The organism is Micromonospora sp. A202 (genome assembly GCF_006715105.1).
In the GTDB taxonomy this organism is placed as follows: domain Bacteria; phylum Actinomycetota; class Actinomycetes; order Mycobacteriales; family Micromonosporaceae; genus Micromonospora; species Micromonospora zamorensis.
Genome location: NZ_VFMP01000001.1, coordinates 4,863,445 through 4,882,997, shown reverse-complemented (window position 1 = coordinate 4,882,997; position 19,553 = coordinate 4,863,445). Strand labels below are relative to the sequence as shown.

The window sequence follows — 19,553 nt, the reverse complement described above, 5'->3', positions numbered from 1 at the left end:
TGTTACGGCGTCGGCGGGCCGGTGCTGTCCCGGGATGCGGGCCGGAGGTCAGACGACGGCGCCGTTGTCCGGGTCGTCCTCGTCCTCGTCGCCGGGGCGAAGCCGCCAGATCAGCGTGACGAAACCGGCCAGGATGCCGGTGAACCCGAACAGGGTGACCGCCGACCTGTCGATCGGAAGCAGCCAGGGGAAGAGGAAGAGCATGAACCCGACGACCACCCCGAGCACGCCGATCACCGCGTACTTGCTGAACCGGGGGAGCGGCGGCGGCGGGGGCGGGTGGTAACCCTCGTCGTCGTCCTCGTCGTCGGGCAGATCGGCGCCGAAGGTGTCCAGCCCGTCCAGGAGTGACGGCTCGTCCGGCCGGGTGCCGCGCCCCACCGAGATCCCCGAGATGTCGGTCGCGGACGGCAGCCGGCGCACGTCGGTGGCGGTCGGACCCGGCTCGTCGGCTCCGGAGCGGGGCAGCGGGCCGGCGGCCGACTCGTCGCGGGCGTCCCGTTCGTCCACGTTCTCCGAGGCCGGCCACGGGTGCTCGTCGGTCGTCGGGGTGGTGTGGAAGCCGGCGACGATCCGCGCCCACTCGGCGTCGATGTCCGGTTCGTCGCGGGCTGGCGGCTGCTCCGGAGTGGTCTCGTCGGCGAGCTGGGTCAGGTAGTCCCGTGCGGTGGTCAGGTGCGAACGGTCGACGTAGAGCCGGTCGACCGGCCGGGCCGGAACGGTGGTCGTGCGGGTGACCGGGTTGAGGTCGGCGGAGGGCTGCAGGTAGGCGGCGATCCCGCCAGCGGCCAGCACGTCGAGCAGGTGCTCACCGACGCGCGGATCGACGTCGCCGACGACGGCGTACTCGTTCGCGTCGAGCCCGTTGTCCCGCCGTCCCCGGCGGGCCCCACCCGCTGACACCCGGACATCCCCCTTAACGCGCCTTCCGGCGCGGCCACTTCGCCCCTCGACGCCCGTCCGCACGCCGTGCTCTGAATCGTGACACGTCAGGGCCTGGTTCCGGGAGTGCGTTGTGTCGCGTCTTCCAAAGTCACGGCTGCTGCCGCAGGTCACGGCAGGGCTCCTTTGTCCGTTCTTGCGCGACAAGTGCGATCTGTTCCGATGGCGATTCGGGTGGTGCGTGCGGTGGTCGACGGTGACGTACGTGATCCTCTGTCCGTGGCTCAGCACGCCACCGCTGGCCCGGTCGGGCTGATCGGCCGACCGGCCAGGGCGAGCAGGCCGGGAGCGTCGTTGCGCAACGCGAAGGTACGTACCTCCGCGCGGATCGTCCGTGCGCCCGCCGGATCGCCGGCGCGGGTCAGCTCCGCCGCCGCGAGCGCGAGCGCCAACAGCCGGTCGCTGACGTCGGGGATCCGCCCGTAGGTCTCGGCGGCGGCCAGGTGCAGCTCGGCGGAGCGTCGGTGGTCACCGTCCGCCGCGGCCAGGGCCGCCGTCACGGTCCGCAGGGCCGCCTCCGACCAGGGCGTGCGGTGCCCGACCCGGCCCAGCATCGTGCGGACCCGCACCGCCGCGTCCCGACCGCTGAGGGCTGCGGCGTACGCGGCAGCGGCGATCCACTCGCCGCTGGCCAGGGCCGGCACCACCGACCAGCGTCCGTCCAGCTCCTCGATCAGCTTCGCCGCTTCGTCGTCGCGCCCCTGCAACGCCCGACACAACGCGGCCATGCTCAGCATCGTCCAGAGCAGCCGGTGGAACCCGCTGCGCCGCGCGGTGTCCAACGCGTCGGTCAGGTCGTCCGGATCCTCGTCGTCGCGCAGCACCAGCAGACAGCAGCGCAACCCGCGCACCTGCATGTCCCAACTCCCGGTGGGCGTGTCCACGAATGCCTCCGCCGCCGCGAGGAGCCGGCCGAAGTCGCCGTCGAACCAGGCGCGCATCGCCTCCGCCGAATAGCTGGTCGTCAGGGTCTGACCGCTGGCGGTCCGCGCCGGCGCGGCCGAGAGCAGGGCGTCGGACCGCAGCCAGTCGCCCTCCTCCCGGATCGCCCAGGCGAGGTTCTGGGTGGCCCGGGGCAGCGCCAGCAGTTGACCGGCGCGGGCGAACTCGACGATCGCGTGCAGCTCGTCCAGCCCGACCCGGTCCCCGGACTGGTAGCGGGCGGTGGCCGCGGTGATCCGGGCGTTGGTGCGGGTCTCGGTCAGGCCCAACCGCTCGGCGATCTCCGCCGCCGTGTCCGCCGCCGCGACGGCCGGGTCCCGCTCGTAGTTGAGCATGTGCAGCCGGCCCACCTCGGCGTACGCGTCCGCCTTCTGCGGGGTGTCCGGTAGTGGCTCGAACAACTGCACCGCACGGTCCAGGCAGGCCAACGCGTCGCTGCGGTCGGCCCGCAGCCAGGCGGCCTGGCCGAGCAGCGTCCACGCCCGGGCGGCACAGGCGTTGTCGCCGTGCGACAGCAGCCGGTCGGCGAGGGTGTGCACCTGCTCCGCGCCGCCGCCGGAGAGGAACGCGTTGCCGTCCCGGTAGAACGAGATCTCCGTGCTCAGCAGCTCCAACTGGAGTCGGCCCACCGGGTCGCTGTCGTCGGCCAGGCCGAGTGCCCGGCCCGCGTGGCTGGCCGCCGCGTCCAACCCGTGCAGCGCGTACGCCCGGCGGGCCGCCCGGTGCAGCGCCTGCCGCGCCGGCCCGGCGTAGCGCCGCACCTGCATGCCCAGCGAGCGGGCGATCTCGTGCGCCGCCCAGCGGTGGTGGGCGAGCACCTCGGCCAGGTCCGTGTCGCGGGAGTGCGACAGCGCGTCGAGCCAGTCGGCGGCCCGCTCGTGCCGGGCCACCCGCTCGGTGCGCGGCAACCGCTGGTAGCAGACGTCCCGGACCAGCACATGGCGGAACCGGAACTCCGCCTGCCCGGCCATCGTCGACGCGGCCTGCTCGTGCACGAAGTCGCGCTGTTCGAGTCGGCGCAGCGAACGCTCGACCGACTCGACCTGCTGCCCGAGCGCGGCGGCGACCGCGCCGGGCCAGAACTGCACCCCGACCACCGATGCGGCCAACAGCACCGCGCGGTCGTTGGCGTCCAGCAGGTCCACCCGGTTGGCGATCACCGCGTGCACGCTCTCCGGCATGGTCAGCTCAAGCTGCTTGTCCAGCGACCACCCCCGCCCCGACTGACGCAGCGCCCCCTGCTCGATCAGCATCCGGACGTACTCGTGTGCGTAGAGCGGGTTGCCGCCGGCCACCTCGATCAGCGGGGTCAGCATGTCGGCGGAGAAGGCCGCCTGGCCGAACAGGTGCGCGTACAGGGCGGCGATGCCGGTGTCGCGCAGTGGCGGCAGGGTGATGGTCACCGAGCCGGTGATCGTCCCGGCCCAGCTCGGGTCCCGGTCGACCAGCTCCGGGCGGGCGGTGCAGAGCAGCAGCAGCGGCACGTCGCGGGCCGCGGCCCCGAGCAGCTCCACGAAACGCAGCATCGCGTCGTCGGCCCAGTGCAGGTCCTCGAAGACCAGCACTGTGGGACGCCGGGTGGCCAGCGCCAGCAGGAAGCGACGCCACGCCGACTCCGCCTCCTCGGCCGGCAGCGGCGTGCCGGGCAGCCCGACCAGCGGGCGCAGCGCGTCCACCACCCGGTCCCGTTCGCCCGGGCCGATCAGCTCGCCCACGGCGGCGGCCAACCGCTGCGCGGCGCTGGCCGCCGGGTCGGTGTCGAGGATGCCGGCCTCGGACTTCACGATGTCGGCGAGCGCGGCGAAGGTGACGTTCTCACCGAACGGCGGGCAGCGCCCGGTGCGCCAGGTCAGCGGCTCGTCGACCAGCCGGCCGGTGTGCCGGTAGAGCTCCCGCAGCAGGCGGCTCTTGCCGATGCCGGCTCGGCCGAAGATGGTGACCACCTGCGGTCGCCGGTCGCGCAGCGACCGGTGCAGGGCGTTGACGAGCATCCCCAGCTCGTGTTCCCGGTCGACCAGCGGTGTGGTGTCCGGTTCCCGGTCGGTGGGTTGGCGACGCAGCGGGGAGAGGGCGAGCCACACCTCGGTCGGTGACGACCGCCCGCGCAGGGTGACCGGGGGCTGCTCCTCGTAGCGGATCGCGTCCTTGGTGAGCGCGTGGGTGGTGCCGCAGACCAGCACCCCTCCGGGTGGCGCGACCGACTGCATCCGGGAGGCGGTGTTGACCACGTCGCCGGCCACGATGGCCTGCCCGCCGTCGCGCGCGGCGGCCACGTCGACAAGCGCCTCGCCGGTGGCCACCCCGACCCGGAACCGCAACTCGGTGCTGCCGGTCGGCGCGAACCGGGTGAGCACCCGTTGCAGCTCCAGACCGGCCCGCACGCAGCGCAGCGCGTCGGTCTCGGTGGCGATCGGGGCACCGAAGAGCGCCATCACCGCGTCCCCGATGTACTTCTCCACCACCCCGCCGTACTGGCCGACCACCCGACGGGCGGCGGAGAAGAACCCGGTCTGCATCCCACGGACCTGCTCCGGGTCGGCGCGCTCGACGTACGGCGTGAAGTCGATCAGGTCCACGAAGAGGACGCTCACCCGGCGGCGGTCCTCCTGCGGGGTGACCACGGCCGGTCGGTCCGCGCCCGGTCGGGGCGACCCGCAGGACGTGCAGAACGTGACGTCCGAGGCGAGGGGTCGCAGGCAGTGCGGGCACACCGCGCCCAGCTCGGCGCCGCAGCCGCCGCAGAAGCGGTCCCCGTCGGCGGCCGTGCGTCCACAGCGTCCACACTGCGTGGCAATGACATCCCCCCAGAGGTCAACGGGTCGACGCCGATGGCGCGTCCCCTGACCGGGATTATCGCCCCCGTCGGCCGCTGTCAGGTACCGGCCTGTTGGCTTGTGGACAGTCACCGAGGGTGCTGACCGACTAGATTCAGGCGGCCAGATATCGATCAGGGACCAGAGGGGGACAGGTCAATGGTGTACGTCAAGCTGGAGAGCGACTGGACCGATGGCAACGGGGTCAGCCACTCCGCAGGCGACTCGGTGGACGTCGACGCCGCCACGCTCGCCACGCTGCAGGCCGAGGGGATCGTCAGCGAGCAGTCCCACGGCCCGGGTGGCGACGGCAAGGGCCCGGACAAGTGGGCCGGGCCGGGCAGCTCCGGGGTGTGACCCCACGCCGATGACGCCGAACGGCCGGGTCTCCCACGGGTGACCCGGCCGTTTCGTGCTGCTCGTGAGGTGTCAGCGGTCGTTCATGCCGGCGCGGCGGCGCAACGCGGCCACATCGGTCACCACGATCCGGCGGCCCTCCGTACGCAGCCAGCCGCGGCTGGCGAACGAGCCGATCGCCTGGTTGACGCTCTGCCGGGAACCGCCGGCCATCTCGGCCAGCTGACTCTGGTTGAGCTCGATCGTGATCATCGGTGCCTGGCTCTCGCCGGCCAACCGGACCAGCGTCTTGGCCACCCGACCGGGCAGGTCGAGGAAGACGTGGTCGGCGTTCTGCTCGGTGAGCCGGCGGATCAGCCCGCCCAGCGAGCGCATCACCGCGTCGAGGATGCGAGGGTTGGAGTGCACCAGCTCCATGAACGCGCCTCGGGAGAGCGCCAGCGCGGCGCAGTCCTCAATGGCCTCCGCCGAGGCGGACCGGGTGGACGCGTCGAGCAGGGAAACCTCGCCGAGCACGTCCGGTGGTCGGATGACCGACAACACGGCCCGCTCGCCGGTGGGCGCGGTCCGAAAGACGGCCACCGCGCCGCGGCGCAGCACGATCAGTGATTCGCCGGGGTCGTTCTCCACGAAGAGCAGTTGGCCTTTGCGGTAGGTGCGTGGGACGGCGGCGGCGATGACACGCTGCCGTACCTCAGGCTCCAACCCGGCGAACATCTCGACACCCGTGAGCGCGTCACCCGGCTCCGGCAGGCGCATCTCCACGGCCCAACCCCTCCCCGGTCATGGACCACAAACTCGCTCACCGGGTGAACCTGATGGCCCTGACAAGGTGAACTGACACCGATTCGGCGTCCGGTAGCGGTACACATCAGATCATGACGGTCCGGTCGCTTGCTGTACACCCCTCAAAGCACTTCCGTGACCGTCGCGAGCTGCGGCGTACCCGTTTTGGAGCTGCCGGTCCGGCCTCGGCGCCCGCGTGACCGCCAGCGCCGGTGCGGACCCCCGCCGGACGCGGCCCCGCGGCGGTGGGCGAGGATGGCCGGAATGGTCTACCGCTACTTCTACGACTGCGAGTTCATCGAGGACGGCACCACCGTCGACCTCGTCTCGATCGGTGTCGTCGACGAGTACGGCCGCGAGTTCTACGCGGTCTCCACCGAGTTCGACGACTCCCGCGCCGTGCCCTGGGTCCGGCGCAACGTGCTGGACAAGCTGCCCTCCCCGGCGGACCGGGCCTGGCGGTCGCGCGAGCGCATCCGCGATGACCTGTACGACTTCCTGGTCGAACCGATTCGGGACCGGCCGGGCGAGCAGTTGGAGCTGTGGGCCTGGTTCGCCGCGTACGACCATGTGGTGCTCGCGCAGCTCTGGGGTGCGATGCCGGCGCTGCCCCGGGAGATCCCCCGCTACACCAAGGAGTTGCGGCAGCTCTGGGACGACCGTGGTCGGCCGGCCCTGCCCGAGGCGGACGCGGCCCGGCATGACGCTCTCGTCGACGCCCGGCACAATCTGGCCCGCTGGCGGGCGATGACGACCCGCTGAACGCCGGTCGTACCGTCGTAGGTTTGACCGGTTCTGTCCCGGGCATCGGTTCGTCGAACCGAAGCGGAGGAGAGTGCCATGAGCAACGAGCCGACCAACGCCGTCGAGGCCCGCGCCCGGGTCACCGAGCTGGCCCGGGCCGCACGGATCTGCATGCTCACCACGATCGCCCTGGACGGGCGACAGGTGAGCCGGCCGATGGGGCTCCAGGAGGCCGAGTTCGACGGCGAACTCTGGTTCTTCGCCGACGCCGACTCGGCCAAGATCCGTCAGATCCGGGTGAACCCGGAGGTCAACATCGCCTTCTCCGACCAGAAGCACAACGCCTGGGTGTCGATCTCCGGGACCGCCACCGAGGGGTTCGACCGGGCCCGGGCCGAGCAGCTGTGGAACCCGCTGCTCAAGGCGTGGTTTCCCGACGAGCTGGAGACCCCCGGTCTCACGTTGATCAAGGTGCACGCCAGCTCGGCCGAGTACTGGGACTCGCCGAGCAGCACCGTGGTCAATCTCTTCGGCTACGCGAAGGCGGCGGTCACCGGTCAGCCGCCGAACGCCGGGGAGAACCACGAGGTGACCTTCTGAGCCGCGTCGCCCCGGGGCGCGCTGTCGTCGCACCGGCACGCCGACTACAGTTCGCAGTGACGGCCCGCCCCGGGCCGGCAACGGCGCCGATGGTCTGACCTGACACATACCCTGGGGCATATCGGGCTTTACCTGATGCTCCAGGAGGATGACGGATCATGCGTATCGGCGTGCTCACCGGCGGCGGCGACTGCCCAGGTCTCAACGCGGTCATCCGGGCGGTGGTCCGCAAGGGTGTCGCCACGTACGGTCACGAGTTCGTGGGCTTCCGGGACGGCTGGAAGGGCCCCCTGGAGGGTCTGTCCCGCCCCCTGGACATCGCTGACGTCCGCGGCATCCTGCCCCGCGGCGGCACCATCCTCGGCTCGTCCCGGACCAACCCGTTCAAGATCGAGAACGGCGTCGAGCGGATCAAGGACAACCTCGCCGCCCAGGGCGTGGACGCGCTCATCGCGATCGGCGGCGAGGACACCCTCGGCGTGGCCACCAAGCTCTACGAGCTGGGCGTGCACGTGGTCGGCGTGCCGAAGACCATCGACAACGACCTCGGCGCCACCGACTACACCTTCGGCTTCGACACCGCTGTCAACATCGCGATGGAGGCCATCGACCGCCTGCACACCACCGCGGAGAGCCACCACCGCACCCTGGTCGTCGAGGTGATGGGCCGGCACGCCGGCTGGATCGCCCTGCACGCCGGTCTGGCCGGCGGCGCCAACGTGATCCTGCTGCCCGAGCGGCAGTTCGACGTCGAGCAGGTGGCCGGCTACGTCGAGAAGCGCTTCCAGCACCAGTACGCCCCCATCGTGGTCGTCGCCGAGGGCGCCCAGCCGCTGGACGGCCAGATGGTCCTCGCCAACCAGGAACTGGACTCGTTCGGTCACGTCCGCCTCGGCGGCATCGGCCAGTGGCTCGCTGAGCAGCTGGAGGCCAAGACCGGCAAGGAGGCCCGCACCGTGGTGCTGGGCCACATCCAGCGCGGCGGCACCCCGACCGCCTTCGACCGGGTGCTCGCCACCCGCCTGGGCCTGCAGGCCATCGACGCGGTCAACGACGGCGACTGGGGCAAGATGGTCGCGATGCAGAGCACCGACATCGTCCGGGTGCCCCTCGCGGAGGCCACCCGCGAGCTGAAGACCGTGCCGCTGGAGCGGTACGCCGAGGCTGAGGTGTTCTTCGGCAGCTGATCGACGGTAGGCGGCGCGGCGGGCCTGCGGGTCCGTTGCGCCGCGACCCGATGCGGCGCGGCAGACCTGCGGGTCCGCCGTGCCGCGACCCGACGCGAGAGGGGTACGGCCGAGATGTCAGCCGGGGTGCACACGGTCGCGGTGATCGGCGCGGGCAAGATCGGTGAGCTGATGCTCTCCGGGCTGCTGCGCTCGGGATGGCCGGTGGACCGGCTGCTGGCAACCGCCCGCAGACCGGCCCGCGCCGAGGAGCTGACCGCCCGCTACGGCGTACGGGTCGTGGACAACCTCACGGCGGTGGACGAGGCAGCGGTGCTGGCGGTCTCGGTGAAGCCCCAGGACGCCGCCGCGCTGCTCGACGAGATCGGCCCCAAGGTGCCGGCCGACAAGCTCGTCATCTCGCTCTGCGCCGGCCTGCCCACCAGCTTCTTCAACCGCCGGTTGCCCGACGGCACCCCGGTGGTCCGGGTGATGACCAACACCCCGGCCCTGGTCGACGAGGCGATGACCGCGATCTCGGCCGGCGCGTACGCGACCGGGGCACACCTGGCGTTGGCCGAGGAGATGTTCAAGCCCCTCGGCCAGACGATCCGGGTGCCCGAGTCGCAGCAGGACGCGGTCACCGCGCTCTCCGGCTCCGGCCCGGCCTACTTCTACCTCCTGGTCGAGGCCATGATCGACGCCGGCATCCTGCTCGGCCTGCCCCGGCAGGTCGCCCACGAGCTGATCGTGCAGACCGCGATCGGTTCCGCGGTGATGCTGCGTGACTCGGGCGAGCACCCGGTCAAGCTGCGCGAGGCGGTCACCTCACCGGCCGGCACCACCATCTCCGCGATCCGCGAGTTGGAGAAGCACGGCGTACGCGCCGCGATGCTCGCCGCACTGGAAGCTGCCCGCGATCGTGCCCGCGAGCTGGCGGCACAGGCCGACTGAGCATTCCGGGCCCGTCCGGAAGCCGGGCGTGCCGCATACTGGCGCGGTGTTCACACTTGCCCAGGCCCGGCACCTGGTGGCCACCCTCCAGCCGCGCGTCAACGAGCTGATCCGGGTCCGGGCCGACCTGGCCGAGCTGCGCGCCGACCTGGCCGACCACGGCGTCAGCGCGCTCGGCGGGCTGGCCGAGGTCAAGGGGCTGGAGGCCCGGCTGCACGCCGTCGTCGACGAGCTGCACCAGCACGACATCCAGGTCAAGGGCATCGCTCCGGTGCTGCTCGACTTCCCCGGCGAGCGCGCCGGCCGCGCCGTGCTCTGGTGCTGGCTGGAGGGCGACTCCGACGTGCGCTGGTACCACCGGGCCGAGTGCGGCTTCGCCGGCCGCCGCCCCCTCTGACCCACCCCACCAGCCCGCCCCGCCCAGCCTCATGCTTGATCGACTCGGGATCAATGAAAGTCGGGGTGTCCGGGTGGGGTGGACACCCCGATCTCCTTGAACCCGAGTCGATCAAGCTTCGGTCACCGCGAAAACCACGATGTTGTCCCGGTAGTGCCTGCTGCGCCGGTCGAAGTCACCTCCGCAGGTGACCAGCCGCAGCTCCGCGCCGGGCGTCGGCCCGTAGACCGCGGCGGTCGGGAACTGGTCCTTGCGCGCACGGATCGACCCGGTCACCCGGAACGACAGCCGTTGCCCGCCGCGCCACACGTCGACCCGGTCGCCGGGCCGCAGTTCGTCGAGCCGGGCGAAGACCGCCGGGCCGCGCCGCGAGTCCAGGTGGCCGGCGAGTACGGCGGGACCGGTGTCGCCGGGGGCCGGGCCGCCGCCGTACCAGCCGGCGGTGTCGAAGTCGGTTGGCGGGACCAGTGCACCGCTGCTGTCGAGGCCCAGCACCGTGAGCGTGGAGTCGACGCCGATGCGCGGTACGCGTACCCGCGTGGGTGGACCCTGTGCCGTGGGCGCGGCGGCCACCGACGGGCAGTCGTCGGTGCAGCCGGGGTGCCAGGTCGCGGCCGGGGGCGCCGGGCCGGTGGTGGCGAGCCCGACCCCGGTGCCGGCGGCCAGGCAGACCGCCGCGCCGGCCGCGACCAGCCCGACCAGCGGCACCCGGCGGTCGCGGTGCCGCCGGATCGACGGGTCGGGCCCGGTGGTCACCAGGTGGTGCGCCGCCGCCGGCGCCACATCAGCAGGACCACCGCGACGGCCGCCGCGGCCAACCCGCCGGCCACCAGGGGGTACGCCCCGAGGCCGGTCCTGGCGGTGCCGCCAGCGCCGGTGTCCACCCCGCCGGCGGGAACGACGGTGCCGCCCTCGGCGTCGCGCCGCAGCTCGGCGGTCAGCCCGCCCTGCTTCGCGTCGAGCACCAGCAGTGAGTAGACCGCCCCGCCGACGAGCCGCACCTCGGCGTCGGTGCTCGGCCCACCGGCACCCGTCAGCCGCAGGCGCCAACTGCCCGGGTCGACCTGCTGGTATGCGGTCGTGGTCGCGAACTGCACACCGTCGGCGATCATCGGCCCGTCGGCGGCGGCCACATCCAGCACCGGGGTACGCACGGAGGCCTGCACGACGCGCACCTTGGCGCGGCCCTGCGTGGGGGCGCTGAGGTCGTCGTTGAGGACCCGCAGCCCCAGGTCCGCGTGTCGGCCGACACCGGCCACCGTGTACGCGTCGCCGCTGGCCACCGCGACTTCGGTGGTGAGCACCGGGGGATCGCTGGCGGGGGCGCCGGCCTCGCGCATCGCCACCGCGTACCGCCCGGGTGCGAGTTCCAGGTAGTCGGAGACCACGCCGTAGCCGACCCCGGGGAAGACCCGGGGTTTCGTGGAGTCCGGCGCGGCCAGGTAGACGTCGACGGCCGGGGTGTCGGGGGAGAGGTGGGCCAGCCGGACGTAGCCGACGGTGCCCGTGTCGGTCGCGGCACCGGCCGGAACCGGGACGCCGGTGGCAGCGAGAGCGGTGGTGATCAGGAGCGCGCCGGAGCCGGCCAACAGCCGGCGGGGAAGGGTACGGAGCGTGTACATGTCGCCTCCGGAAGCACTTTCGGTGAGCGGGCGGCAACCCAGAGAACAGGGTCCCGTGCGCGGGACTGCAACGCAAGTTGCGACGAGGTGTTTCTCGCCGTGTCCCCGTCGCTGTCCCGCCGCCGCCCCCGCCCGCACCCCCCTCGCCCCGCACCCCCTCGCACGATCCGCGCAACTTCGGCGAAACTGCTGCCTCGTTCCGTGCTGAGGCAGCAACTTCCCCGAACCTGCGCGGATCTTGGCTCGTCGACGTGGGCGCGCGGGGCGGGCGACGTGTCGTCACCCCTCTCGGACAGCGAGGAGGCCCAACAGGTCGGGGACTCCTCCTGGGCCTGCCTCGGCGACCCGGAGCAGCCGGAGACCTGCTGCCACTGTCGCGTTGACCAGGTCGGCCAGAGGGAGGTGCCAGGCGCCGAGCCGTATCCGGACGCCGCTGGTGTTCCAACTGTCGAAGCTGCGCGACCGGTCGGCGTATCGCTCGTCGACGACGACGCTCGGATGCCGACCCCAGTCGGCGAACGCGCCCACGAAGCACGGGTGCACGCCCACGTGCACGAAGCGACCGCCGGGGCGCAGCACGCGGGCGACCTCGCGCAGCATGGCCGGGTAGTCGGGCATGTCGGTGCTGGCCAGCACGCACATTGCGGCTGGCAGCGACGCCTTGACGAACGGCAGGGCGGTCGCGTCGCCCCGGGTCACCGGCAACCGCCCGCTCGCGTGCCGCAACTGCCCTCCGGACAGGTCCACGCCCATCGGCGTCCAACCCAGACCGGCGGGTACGGTCGCGTGCGCACCGGTGCCGCAGCAGATGTCGAGGCAGACACCCTCGCCTGGGCCGAGCAGGTCCTCCACTGTGGCGTGCACCCGGCGGAGATAGTCACCCCCGTCCGACATGAAGCCCTCGTACCAGTCCGCGTGGGCGTCGTACGCCGGTGTGCTCGTCGTTCCCATCCCTCGATGCTAGGAATCGCGGCCGGTCACGCCGTGCCCGTTCTTCCGCGGGCAGACGTGCCGGCGCCTGTCATTACGGGCCGCCGCGGACGGGCGTGCTCCCTTATCCTCGATCGATGCGGGATCGCCGGGTGGCGCTGGTGTGGACGGCCTTCGTCGTCGTCGCGCTGGTGTCCTGCGCGCTCGTGCTGCGCCGCGATGACCGCCTCTCGGACCTGCACATCTACTACGGCGCACTGTCCGATCTGCACGCCGGTCGCCCGCTGTACGAGTTCAAGGCGGCCAACGGTGGGCCATTCACGTACCCGCCGTTCGCGGCACTCGTGCTGGGTCCGATCACCGCCGTGAGTGAGGGCGTACTCCAGGGGATCTGGCTGGTGGCGACGTGCGCGGCGGTCGTCGCCGTCGCCGGTGCTGTCGGTGTCGCGCTGACCACCCGGCAGTCCCGGCGACCGCTCGTGGTGGCGGTGGCCGCCACGGTGCTGATGCTGTCCGCGCCGGTGCAGAGCAATCTGCGCTTCGGTCAGGTCAGCATCTTCATCGTGCTGATGGCCCTGCTCGACGGGATGGGCGTCGTCCCGCCCCGGCTGCGCGGGATGTTGGTGGGGGTCGCCGCGGCGATCAAGCTGACGCCGCTGCTGTTCGTGGTCTACTTCCTCGCCACGGGCCGCTATCGCGACGCCGGGCGCGCGGTGGCGACCTTCCTGGCCTGCGCGGCACTCGCTGCGGTGGTGTTGCCGGGGGAGAGCTGGACGTACTGGACCGAGGCCGTGCGGCAGACCTCGCGGATCGGCAACCTCGCCTCGCTGGGCAATCAGTCAGTGCACGGGATGTTGCTGCGCGTCGGCGTCGACGAGGCGACACTGCCCCTGCTCTGGGCCGGTCTGGCGGCGCTCATGTGCGCGGCGGCGCTGCTGCGGGCCCGGCAGTTGACGGTGGAGGGCCGGCCGGGGCACGCTGCCGTGCTGGTCGGCTGCGCGACCGTCGCCGCGTCCCCGGTGTCCTGGACCCACCACCAGGTGTGGCCGGTGCTCGCCGCGATGCTGCTGATCGGCGCGTCCGGCGTCGCCCAGCGCGCCGCCGGCGTGGCGCTGCTCGCCGCGATGGTCGTCTCGTTGGGTGCGGTCCTCAGCCCGGTGTCGGCACGGCCGGGCGTGCAGTTCCTCTTCGAGAACGCCCGCGCGATCGGGGTGTGCCTGCTGTGCCTGGTCGGCTTCGGCGGTGTCGCGGTCGCCGCCACCCGATCGGCTCGCCGGCCTGCCGGCGGGCGAGGCTGGTTGCGGGTGGGTGTCACGGCCACGGTGGCGGTCGCGTTCTTCGCCGTGCAGCCGCTGCCCGCCGGGGCGGACCCCACCTTCAAGGCGTACGCCCTCGACGACGTGGCCAACCCGCGATACTTCTTCGTGTGCCGTGGCCCGGTCGAGTGCGCCGCTTACGGCACCGACGCGCCGGTCACCTTCGGCACCCGCGCCGAGAAGACCAAGGTTCGGGTCAACGGCGTGGTCTCCCCGCAGGTGACACGCCTGGAATATTTCTCCGCGCCCGGCGGGGCGCCCCGGGCCATCCCGCTGCTCGACGCGTACCCGGGTAGCCGGACGTTCTCGTTCCGCTCGGCGAACATGGCGCAGGGGCGGCTCGTCGCGTACGCCTCGGACGGTCAGCCGATCGCCAGCTACGACGAGGAACTCGCCGCCGCCCTCCGTACGACCACCCGGTAGGTGATCGGGGAGGGCGGCGGCGTAGCTCAGCGGGTCGCGGCGGCCAGTGCGGCGCGCAGCTTCTCGGCGTCGCTCGGGGCCGGGTGCTCCCAGTCGGTCGGGTCGGCGGAGTAGATGCTTCCGTAGGCCGGGGTGTCCGGCTGGAAGCGCCACCCCTCGGCCAGCGATCCGGCGTCCACCGTGTCGTAGCCGATCCGGTCCAGGAAGGCCGTCACCTCGGCCTTCGCGGCGGCGTCGTCGCCGGCGATGGCGAGGGCGCTGCGGTCGGCCGCGCCGGCCGGCCGGGGCAGCGCGGCCAGGTGCTTGAAGAAGATGTTGTTAAAGACCTTCACCACCCGGGCCTCCGGCAGGTGCTGCTGGAGCAGTTCGCTGCTGGTGATCTCGCCGGAGTCCAGCTCCGGGAAGTTCCCGTCGCGCTGCGGGTAGTAGTTGTTGGTGTCGATGACGACCTTGCCGGCCAGCGGCTCGACGGGCACGGCGCGGTACGCCTTCAGCGGCACGGTGACCACCACCAGGTCGCCGACCTGAGCCGCGTCCTGTGCCGTGCCGGCGCTGGCGTGCTCGCCCAGCTCGTCGACGAGGTCCTTCAGCGTCTCGGGGCCCCGCGAGTTGCTCAGCACCACGTCGTAGCCGGCGTCCACCGCCAGCCGGGCCAGGGTGCCGCCGATGTTGCCACTGCCGATCAGTCCCACAGTTGTCATGTTTGATCCAACTCCGTCCACCCGCGAGGCATTCCGGTTGCCCGGTGTCGATCGGCTGCGCAGACTGCCGGGCATGCGCTGTCTCGTCGAGGACCTCGCGACCTTCGCCGTCACGGCGGGTGCCTGGCTGCGCCGCGAGCCCGTCCTGCACAACGTACTGCTCACGCTCGTCGCTGACCGGCGCTCCGGTGACGTGCCACTCTCCGGTGACCTGGACCGTCGCGCCGCACTCAGGTGTTGATCAAGAGGTTTGCGTCGGAAACCGACCCCGGGTTGACGCAAACCTCTTGATCACCGCCGTCAGGCGGGGAGGACCTTGTCGATGGCGGCACCCAGCTCGTCGGCACCGGGCTCGACGGTGGGGGCGAAGCGGGCGGCGACCGTGCCGTCCGGGGCCACCAGGAACTTCTCGAAGTTCCACCGGACGTCACCGGTGTGCCCGTCGGCGTCCGGGGTGTCCACCAGCGCGGCGTAGAGCGGGTGCCGGTCGGGCCCGTTGACGTCGACCTTCTCGGTCAGCGGGAAGGTCACCCCGTAATTGACCTGGCAGAAGTCGCTGATTTCGGCGGCGCTGCCCGGCTCCTGCCCGGCGAACTGGTTGCACGGCACGCCGAGCACCACCAGGCCACGGTCGGCGTAGGTGTCCGCGAGCGTCTGGAGGCCGGCGTACTGCGGGGTGAGGCCGCAGCGGGAGGCCACGTTGACGACCAGCAACGCCTTGCCGCGGTAGCGGGCCAGGTCGGCGGGTCCACCGTTGAGGGCGTCGATCGGGATGTCGAAGACGGTCATGGGCCGAGGTTACGCGCCGGGCGCCGAGCGGCCGGGGGACGGGCCCAACGGGTGCACTCCATGCACCAGAGGAAATCGAAACATGCACATCTTGACGAAGTGATGACGCCGTGAGTACCGTCTCACCATCGCTTTTGGAAAGTTTCCTAACAGTTCGGGAGACGCCTCATGAAAAGATCGCTCCGCCGGGCCCTCTGGGCCGGTGCCGTGGTCGCCGTGACCGTCGCTGCGGTACCGGTGACGACTGCCTTCGGCGCCGGCACGGTCACCACCACGTTCACCAGGGCACAGGACTGGGGGACCGGTCACGAGACGAGGGTGACTGTCACCAACGGATCAAGTGCCGCCATCAGCACCTGGCGCATCGAGTTCGACCTACCGTCGGGCACCACCATCAGCAGCGCCTGGGACGCCGACGTCACCAGCAGCGGCAACCACTACGTCGCGGTCAAGAAGAGCTGGGCCGGCGGCATCGCGCCCGGTGCCTCGTTCAGCTGGGGCTACAACGGCACCGGCGCCTACAAGGCGCCGCTGAACTGCACCATCAACGGTGCCGCGTGCGGCGGCGGAACGCCCCCGCCGACCACCACGCCACCCACGACCACGCCGCCGACCACGACGCCACCCACCACGCCCCCGCCCACCACACCGCCGCCGACCACGCCGCCTCCCGGTGGCAAGAAGGTCGTCGGCTACTTCGCCGAGTGGGGCGTCTACAACCGCGGCTACCACGTCAAGAACATCCAGACCAGCGGCTCGGCCGCCAAGCTGACCCACATCCTGTACGCCTTCGGCAACACCACCGGTGGCCGCTGTTCCATCGGCGACACCTACGCCGACTACGAGAAGGCGTACACGGCGGCGGAGAGCGTGGACGGCGTCGCCGACACCTGGGACCAGCCGCTGCGGGGCAGCTTCAACCAGCTGCGCAAGCTCAAGCAGATGAACCCGCACCTCAAGGTGATCTGGTCGTTCGGCGGCTGGACCTGGTCCGGCGGCTTCACCCAGGCCGCACAGAACCCGGCCGCGTTCGCCGAGAGCTGCCACAACCTGGTCGAGGACCCGCGCTGGGCGGACGTCTTCGACGGCATCGACGTCGACTGGGAGTACCCGAACGCCTGCGGTCTGACCTGTGACACCAGCGGACCGAACGCGTTCAAGAACGTGATCAGCGCGCTGCGGTCGAAGTTCGGGTCCAGCGCTCTGGTCACCGCCGCCATCACCGCGGACGGCAGCAACGGCGGCAAGATCGACGCCACCGACTACGCCGGCGCCATCGGCAACCTCAACTGGCTGATGCCGATGACCTACGACTACTTCGGGGCGTTCGCCGCGCAGGGTCCGACGGCACCGCACTCCCCGCTCACCTCGTACACCGGCATCCCGCAGCAGGGCTTCAACTCTGACGCGGCGATCCAGAAGCTCAAGAGCAAGGGCGTCCCGGCCAACAAGCTGCTGCTCGGCATCGGCTTCTACGGTCGCGGCTGGACCGGGGTCACCCAGGCCGCACCGGGTGGCAGCGCCACCGGGGCGGCACCCGGCACCTACGAGGCGGGCATCGAGGACTACAAGGTCCTCAAGAACACCTGCCCGACCACCGGCACGATCGCCGGCACCGCATACGCCAAGTGCGGCAGCAACTGGTGGAGCTACGACACCCCGTCGACCATCAACGGCAAGATGACGTACGCGAACAACCAGGGCCTCGGTGGCGCGTTCTTCTGGGAGCTCTCCGGTGACACCAGCAACGGCGAGCTCATCGGCGCCATCAAGGGCGGTCTCGGCTGAGCCGATGCCGGCGCAACACCCACACGGCGGGGAGGGGCCCGCACCGTCCCTCCCCGCCCGTGACACCACGGCCCGGCCGGCGCCCAGCGTCGGCCGGGCCGCCGTCATTGGGCTGACCCAGCTCGATGTGGCAGACTCGCGGCTCGGCACGTCTCGATCTCGATGGCACCGGCGACGGAGGTGGTCATGCGCCCGACCCACCGCAGGCTGGCGGCAACCGCCGCCGGGCTGGTGCTGCTGCCGGTCGCCCTGGTCGGCTGCGGGATCGGCGGCGGCGACACCAAGGCCGAGCCCACGCCCAAGCCCGCGCGGGCCCCCGCCGAGGAGGCCGCCGCCCGCTCCCGTGAGCGCGTGCAGGCGTACCTCGACGCGATGACCGCGAAGGACGTCGCCGCCGGCCGCAGCCAGCTCTGTGCTCTCCTGCACGACGGCTTCGACCTGGGTGCCACCGGGCCCAACGGTGACTTCGCCGACCACTTCCAGGTGCCGGAGGCGGCCATCACGGACATCCGGTCCGGTCCGCTCGGGCAGGAGGTCAGCGTCTCGGTCTCGGTCACCGCCGGCAAGCGCACCGTCACCCGTCCGCTGGTGTTCACCGTGACCCGCGACGGCAGCGACTGGTGTATCGCCGGAGAGGCGCCCACCGGCCCGCCGGGTGCCGAAGCGCCGCCGACCGGCGTCGCCCCCACCCCCGCGTCCTGACCGGCGCCGGGCGGGCTGATCTCCCATCTGCCGGAACCGTCCCCCTCGCCGCCCGGTCACCCCGACCGTCGCCGTACGCTTTCTGTCATGCGCCATGAGTGGCATCAGCTGAGCCATCCCGCGGTGAGCAGCCCGGGCCTGCAGACCAGCCGACCGACCGTCGACTCCGCCGAGGACGCCGCGCTCGGGCTGGACCGATGGCGGGATCTGCCCCGCGAGCAGGTCCCACCGTGGTCCGACCCGGCCGCCGTCGCGGCGGTCTGCAAGGTCCTCGACACCGTGCCGTCGGTCGTCGCGCCCTATGAGGTGGACCAGCTCCGGCAGAAGCTCGCCCTGGTCTGCGAGGGCAAGGCGTTCCTGCTCCAGGGCGGTGACTGCGCCGAGACGTTCGTCGACAACACCGAGAGCCACCTGCTGGCCAACGCCCGCACCCTGCTCCAGATGGCGATCGTGCTCACCTACGGCGCGTCCCTGCCGGTGGTCAAGGTCGCCCGGGTGGCCGGGCAGTACACCAAGCCCCGCTCGCTGCCCACCGACGCGCGCGGCCTGCCCGCGTACCGCGGCGACATGATCAATTCGCTGGAGGCCGACCCGGCCGCGCGGGTCGCCGACCCGCAGCGCATGATCCGGGCGTACGCCAACTCGGCGGCGGCGATGAACATGCTCCGGGCGTACCTCGCCGGTGGGCTCGCCGACCTGCACGCGGTGCACGACTGGAACAAGGGCTTCGTGAAGAACTCCCCGGCGGGGGAGCGCTACGAGGCGATCGCTCGGGAGATCGACCGGGCGCTGGCGTTCATCCGGGCCTGCGGGATGACCGACGACGAGGCCCTGCGTACGGTCACGCTCTACTGCTCCCACGAGGCTCTGGCCCTGGAGTACGACCGGGCGCTCACCCGGGTCTCCGACCGTCGGGCGTACGGGCTGTCCGGGCACTTCCTCTGGATCGGCGAGCGCACCCGGCAGATCAGTGGTGCGCACATCGACTTCATCTCCCGCATCGCCAACCCGATCGGCGTCAAGCTCGGCCCGACCACGTCCCCGGACGAGGCGATCGAGCTGTGCGAGAAGCTCAACCCGGACAACATCCCCGGTCGGCTCACCCTGATCAGCCGGATGGGCAACCACCGGGTACGCGACGCGCTGCCGCCGATCGTCGCCAAGGTCACCGCCGCCGGCGCCAAGGTGGTCTGGCAGTGCGACCCGATGCACGGCAACACGCACGAGTCGTCCAACGGCTACAAGACCCGGCACTTCGACCGCATCGTCGACGAGGTGCTCGGCTACTTCGAGGTGCACCGGGGGCTGGACACCCACCCCGGTGGGCTGCACGTCGAGCTGACCGGTGAGGACGTCACCGAGTGCCTGGGCGGCGCCCAGGGCATCGAGGACCTTGACCTGCCCGACCGGTACGAGACCGCCTGCGACCCGCGACTGAACACCCAGCAGTCGTTGGAGTTGGCGTTCCTCGTAGCGGAGATGCTCCGTGGCTGACGCGAGGAGTGAGCTTGCGAGCCCCGCAGTCGGCAGCCGAAAGGACAACAGTGGCTGACGCGAGGAGTGAGCTTGCGAGCCCCGCAG

The 19,553-nt window shown here is 71.8% G+C and carries 19 protein-coding genes; 11 read left to right on the top strand and 8 right to left on the bottom strand.

Going from position 1 to position 19,553, the window contains the following annotated elements; translation table 11 throughout:
• Positions 1–48: 48 nt before the first annotated feature.
• Together FBZ33_RS22415 and FBZ33_RS22410 are read right to left on the bottom strand one after the other, a co-directional pair.
• Positions 49–903: a DUF308 domain-containing protein gene (locus FBZ33_RS22415; RefSeq protein WP_141910565.1), complete on the bottom strand. Its 855-nt coding sequence runs from the start codon at positions 901–903 to the stop codon at positions 49–51.
• A gap of 263 nt (positions 904–1,166) precedes the next feature.
• Positions 1,167–4,790, bottom strand: coding sequence for an adenylate/guanylate cyclase domain-containing protein (locus tag FBZ33_RS22410; protein WP_370453036.1), 3,624 nt, complete (start codon positions 4,788–4,790; stop codon positions 1,167–1,169).
• A gap of 66 nt (positions 4,791–4,856) precedes the next feature.
• Between FBZ33_RS22410 and FBZ33_RS22405 the strand changes: the two genes are divergently transcribed.
• Positions 4,857–5,054 carry a hypothetical protein gene (locus FBZ33_RS22405; RefSeq protein WP_088949427.1) on the top strand — a complete coding sequence of 66 codons (198 nt, stop codon included), beginning with the start codon at positions 4,857–4,859 and terminating at the stop codon, positions 5,052–5,054.
• Between the two features lie 72 nt (positions 5,055–5,126).
• On the opposite strand, the gene FBZ33_RS22400 is transcribed toward FBZ33_RS22405, so the two are convergent.
• Positions 5,127–5,819 carry a Crp/Fnr family transcriptional regulator gene (locus FBZ33_RS22400; protein WP_007463121.1) on the bottom strand — a complete coding sequence of 231 codons (693 nt, stop codon included), beginning with the start codon at positions 5,817–5,819 and terminating at the stop codon, positions 5,127–5,129.
• A 285-nt stretch (positions 5,820–6,104) separates the two neighbouring features.
• Here FBZ33_RS22400 and FBZ33_RS22395 point away from each other — a divergent pair, with 285 nt between their 5' ends.
• The 5 genes from FBZ33_RS22395 (at position 6,105) to FBZ33_RS22375 (ending at position 9,701) form a co-directional block, all read left to right on the top strand.
• Positions 6,105–6,602, top strand: coding sequence for a polyadenylate-specific 3'-exoribonuclease AS (locus FBZ33_RS22395; protein WP_088949426.1), 498 nt, complete (start codon positions 6,105–6,107; stop codon positions 6,600–6,602).
• Between the two features lie 78 nt (positions 6,603–6,680).
• Entirely contained in the window at positions 6,681–7,184 is a 504-nt protein-coding gene (locus FBZ33_RS22390) for a pyridoxamine 5'-phosphate oxidase family protein (protein WP_141910564.1), read from the top strand.
• Positions 7,185–7,342: 158 nt separating this feature from the next.
• Positions 7,343–8,371 carry a 6-phosphofructokinase gene (locus FBZ33_RS22385; RefSeq protein ID WP_088949424.1) on the top strand — a complete coding sequence of 343 codons (1,029 nt, stop codon included), beginning with the start codon at positions 7,343–7,345 and terminating at the stop codon, positions 8,369–8,371.
• A 114-nt stretch (positions 8,372–8,485) separates the two neighbouring features.
• Positions 8,486–9,304: a pyrroline-5-carboxylate reductase gene (proC, locus tag FBZ33_RS22380; protein WP_088949423.1), complete on the top strand. Its 819-nt coding sequence runs from the start codon at positions 8,486–8,488 to the stop codon at positions 9,302–9,304.
• A 46-nt stretch (positions 9,305–9,350) separates the two neighbouring features.
• A complete protein-coding gene (locus FBZ33_RS22375) occupies positions 9,351–9,701 on the top strand; it encodes a DUF2203 domain-containing protein (RefSeq protein ID WP_088949422.1) in 351 nt (116 codons plus the stop codon).
• Between the two features lie 111 nt (positions 9,702–9,812).
• Here FBZ33_RS22375 and FBZ33_RS22370 read toward each other — a convergent pair whose 3' ends face one another.
• The 3 genes from FBZ33_RS22370 to FBZ33_RS22360 all read right to left on the bottom strand — a co-directional run bounded on the left by FBZ33_RS22370 (position 9,813) and on the right by FBZ33_RS22360 (position 12,274).
• A complete protein-coding gene (locus FBZ33_RS22370) occupies positions 9,813–10,457 on the bottom strand; it encodes a class F sortase (protein WP_255509011.1) in 645 nt (214 codons plus the stop codon).
• Positions 10,454–11,323, bottom strand: a complete 870-nt coding sequence (locus tag FBZ33_RS22365) for a DUF4397 domain-containing protein (RefSeq protein ID WP_141910563.1) — start codon at positions 11,321–11,323, stop codon at positions 10,454–10,456. Before FBZ33_RS22365 ends, FBZ33_RS22370 begins: the two co-directional genes overlap by 4 nt.
• Positions 11,324–11,602: 279 nt before the next feature.
• A complete protein-coding gene (locus FBZ33_RS22360) occupies positions 11,603–12,274 on the bottom strand; it encodes a class I SAM-dependent methyltransferase (protein WP_141910562.1) in 672 nt (223 codons plus the stop codon).
• A 116-nt stretch (positions 12,275–12,390) separates the two neighbouring features.
• Between FBZ33_RS22360 and FBZ33_RS22355 the strand changes: the two genes are divergently transcribed.
• A complete protein-coding gene (locus FBZ33_RS22355; protein WP_141910561.1) occupies positions 12,391–13,992 on the top strand; it encodes a glycosyltransferase 87 family protein in 1,602 nt (533 codons plus the stop codon).
• Positions 13,993–14,018: 26 nt separating this feature from the next.
• Here the strand turns inward: FBZ33_RS22355 and FBZ33_RS22350 are convergent, their stop codons facing one another.
• Positions 14,019–14,693, bottom strand: coding sequence for an NADPH-dependent F420 reductase (locus FBZ33_RS22350; protein WP_141910560.1), 675 nt, complete (start codon positions 14,691–14,693; stop codon positions 14,019–14,021).
• A 73-nt stretch (positions 14,694–14,766) separates the two neighbouring features.
• Here FBZ33_RS22350 and FBZ33_RS22345 point away from each other — a divergent pair, with 73 nt between their 5' ends.
• Positions 14,767–14,934, top strand: coding sequence for a hypothetical protein (locus FBZ33_RS22345; RefSeq protein ID WP_185755378.1), 168 nt, complete (start codon positions 14,767–14,769; stop codon positions 14,932–14,934).
• A 59-nt stretch (positions 14,935–14,993) separates the two neighbouring features.
• On the opposite strand, the gene FBZ33_RS22340 is transcribed toward FBZ33_RS22345, so the two are convergent.
• Positions 14,994–15,482, bottom strand: a complete 489-nt coding sequence (locus FBZ33_RS22340; RefSeq protein WP_099856077.1) for a glutathione peroxidase — start codon at positions 15,480–15,482, stop codon at positions 14,994–14,996.
• A gap of 168 nt (positions 15,483–15,650) precedes the next feature.
• Here FBZ33_RS22340 and FBZ33_RS22335 point away from each other — a divergent pair, with 168 nt between their 5' ends.
• The 3 genes from FBZ33_RS22335 (at position 15,651) to FBZ33_RS22325 (ending at position 19,466) form a co-directional block, all read left to right on the top strand.
• Positions 15,651–17,270, top strand: coding sequence for a glycosyl hydrolase family 18 protein (locus FBZ33_RS22335; RefSeq protein ID WP_141910558.1), 1,620 nt, complete (start codon positions 15,651–15,653; stop codon positions 17,268–17,270).
• 186 nt (positions 17,271–17,456) lie between these two features.
• Positions 17,457–17,972: a nuclear transport factor 2 family protein gene (locus tag FBZ33_RS22330; protein WP_141910557.1), complete on the top strand. Its 516-nt coding sequence runs from the start codon at positions 17,457–17,459 to the stop codon at positions 17,970–17,972.
• A gap of 87 nt (positions 17,973–18,059) precedes the next feature.
• Positions 18,060–19,466 carry a class II 3-deoxy-7-phosphoheptulonate synthase gene (locus FBZ33_RS22325; protein WP_088949414.1) on the top strand — a complete coding sequence of 469 codons (1,407 nt, stop codon included), beginning with the start codon at positions 18,060–18,062 and terminating at the stop codon, positions 19,464–19,466.
• Positions 19,467–19,553 lie beyond the last annotated feature (87 nt).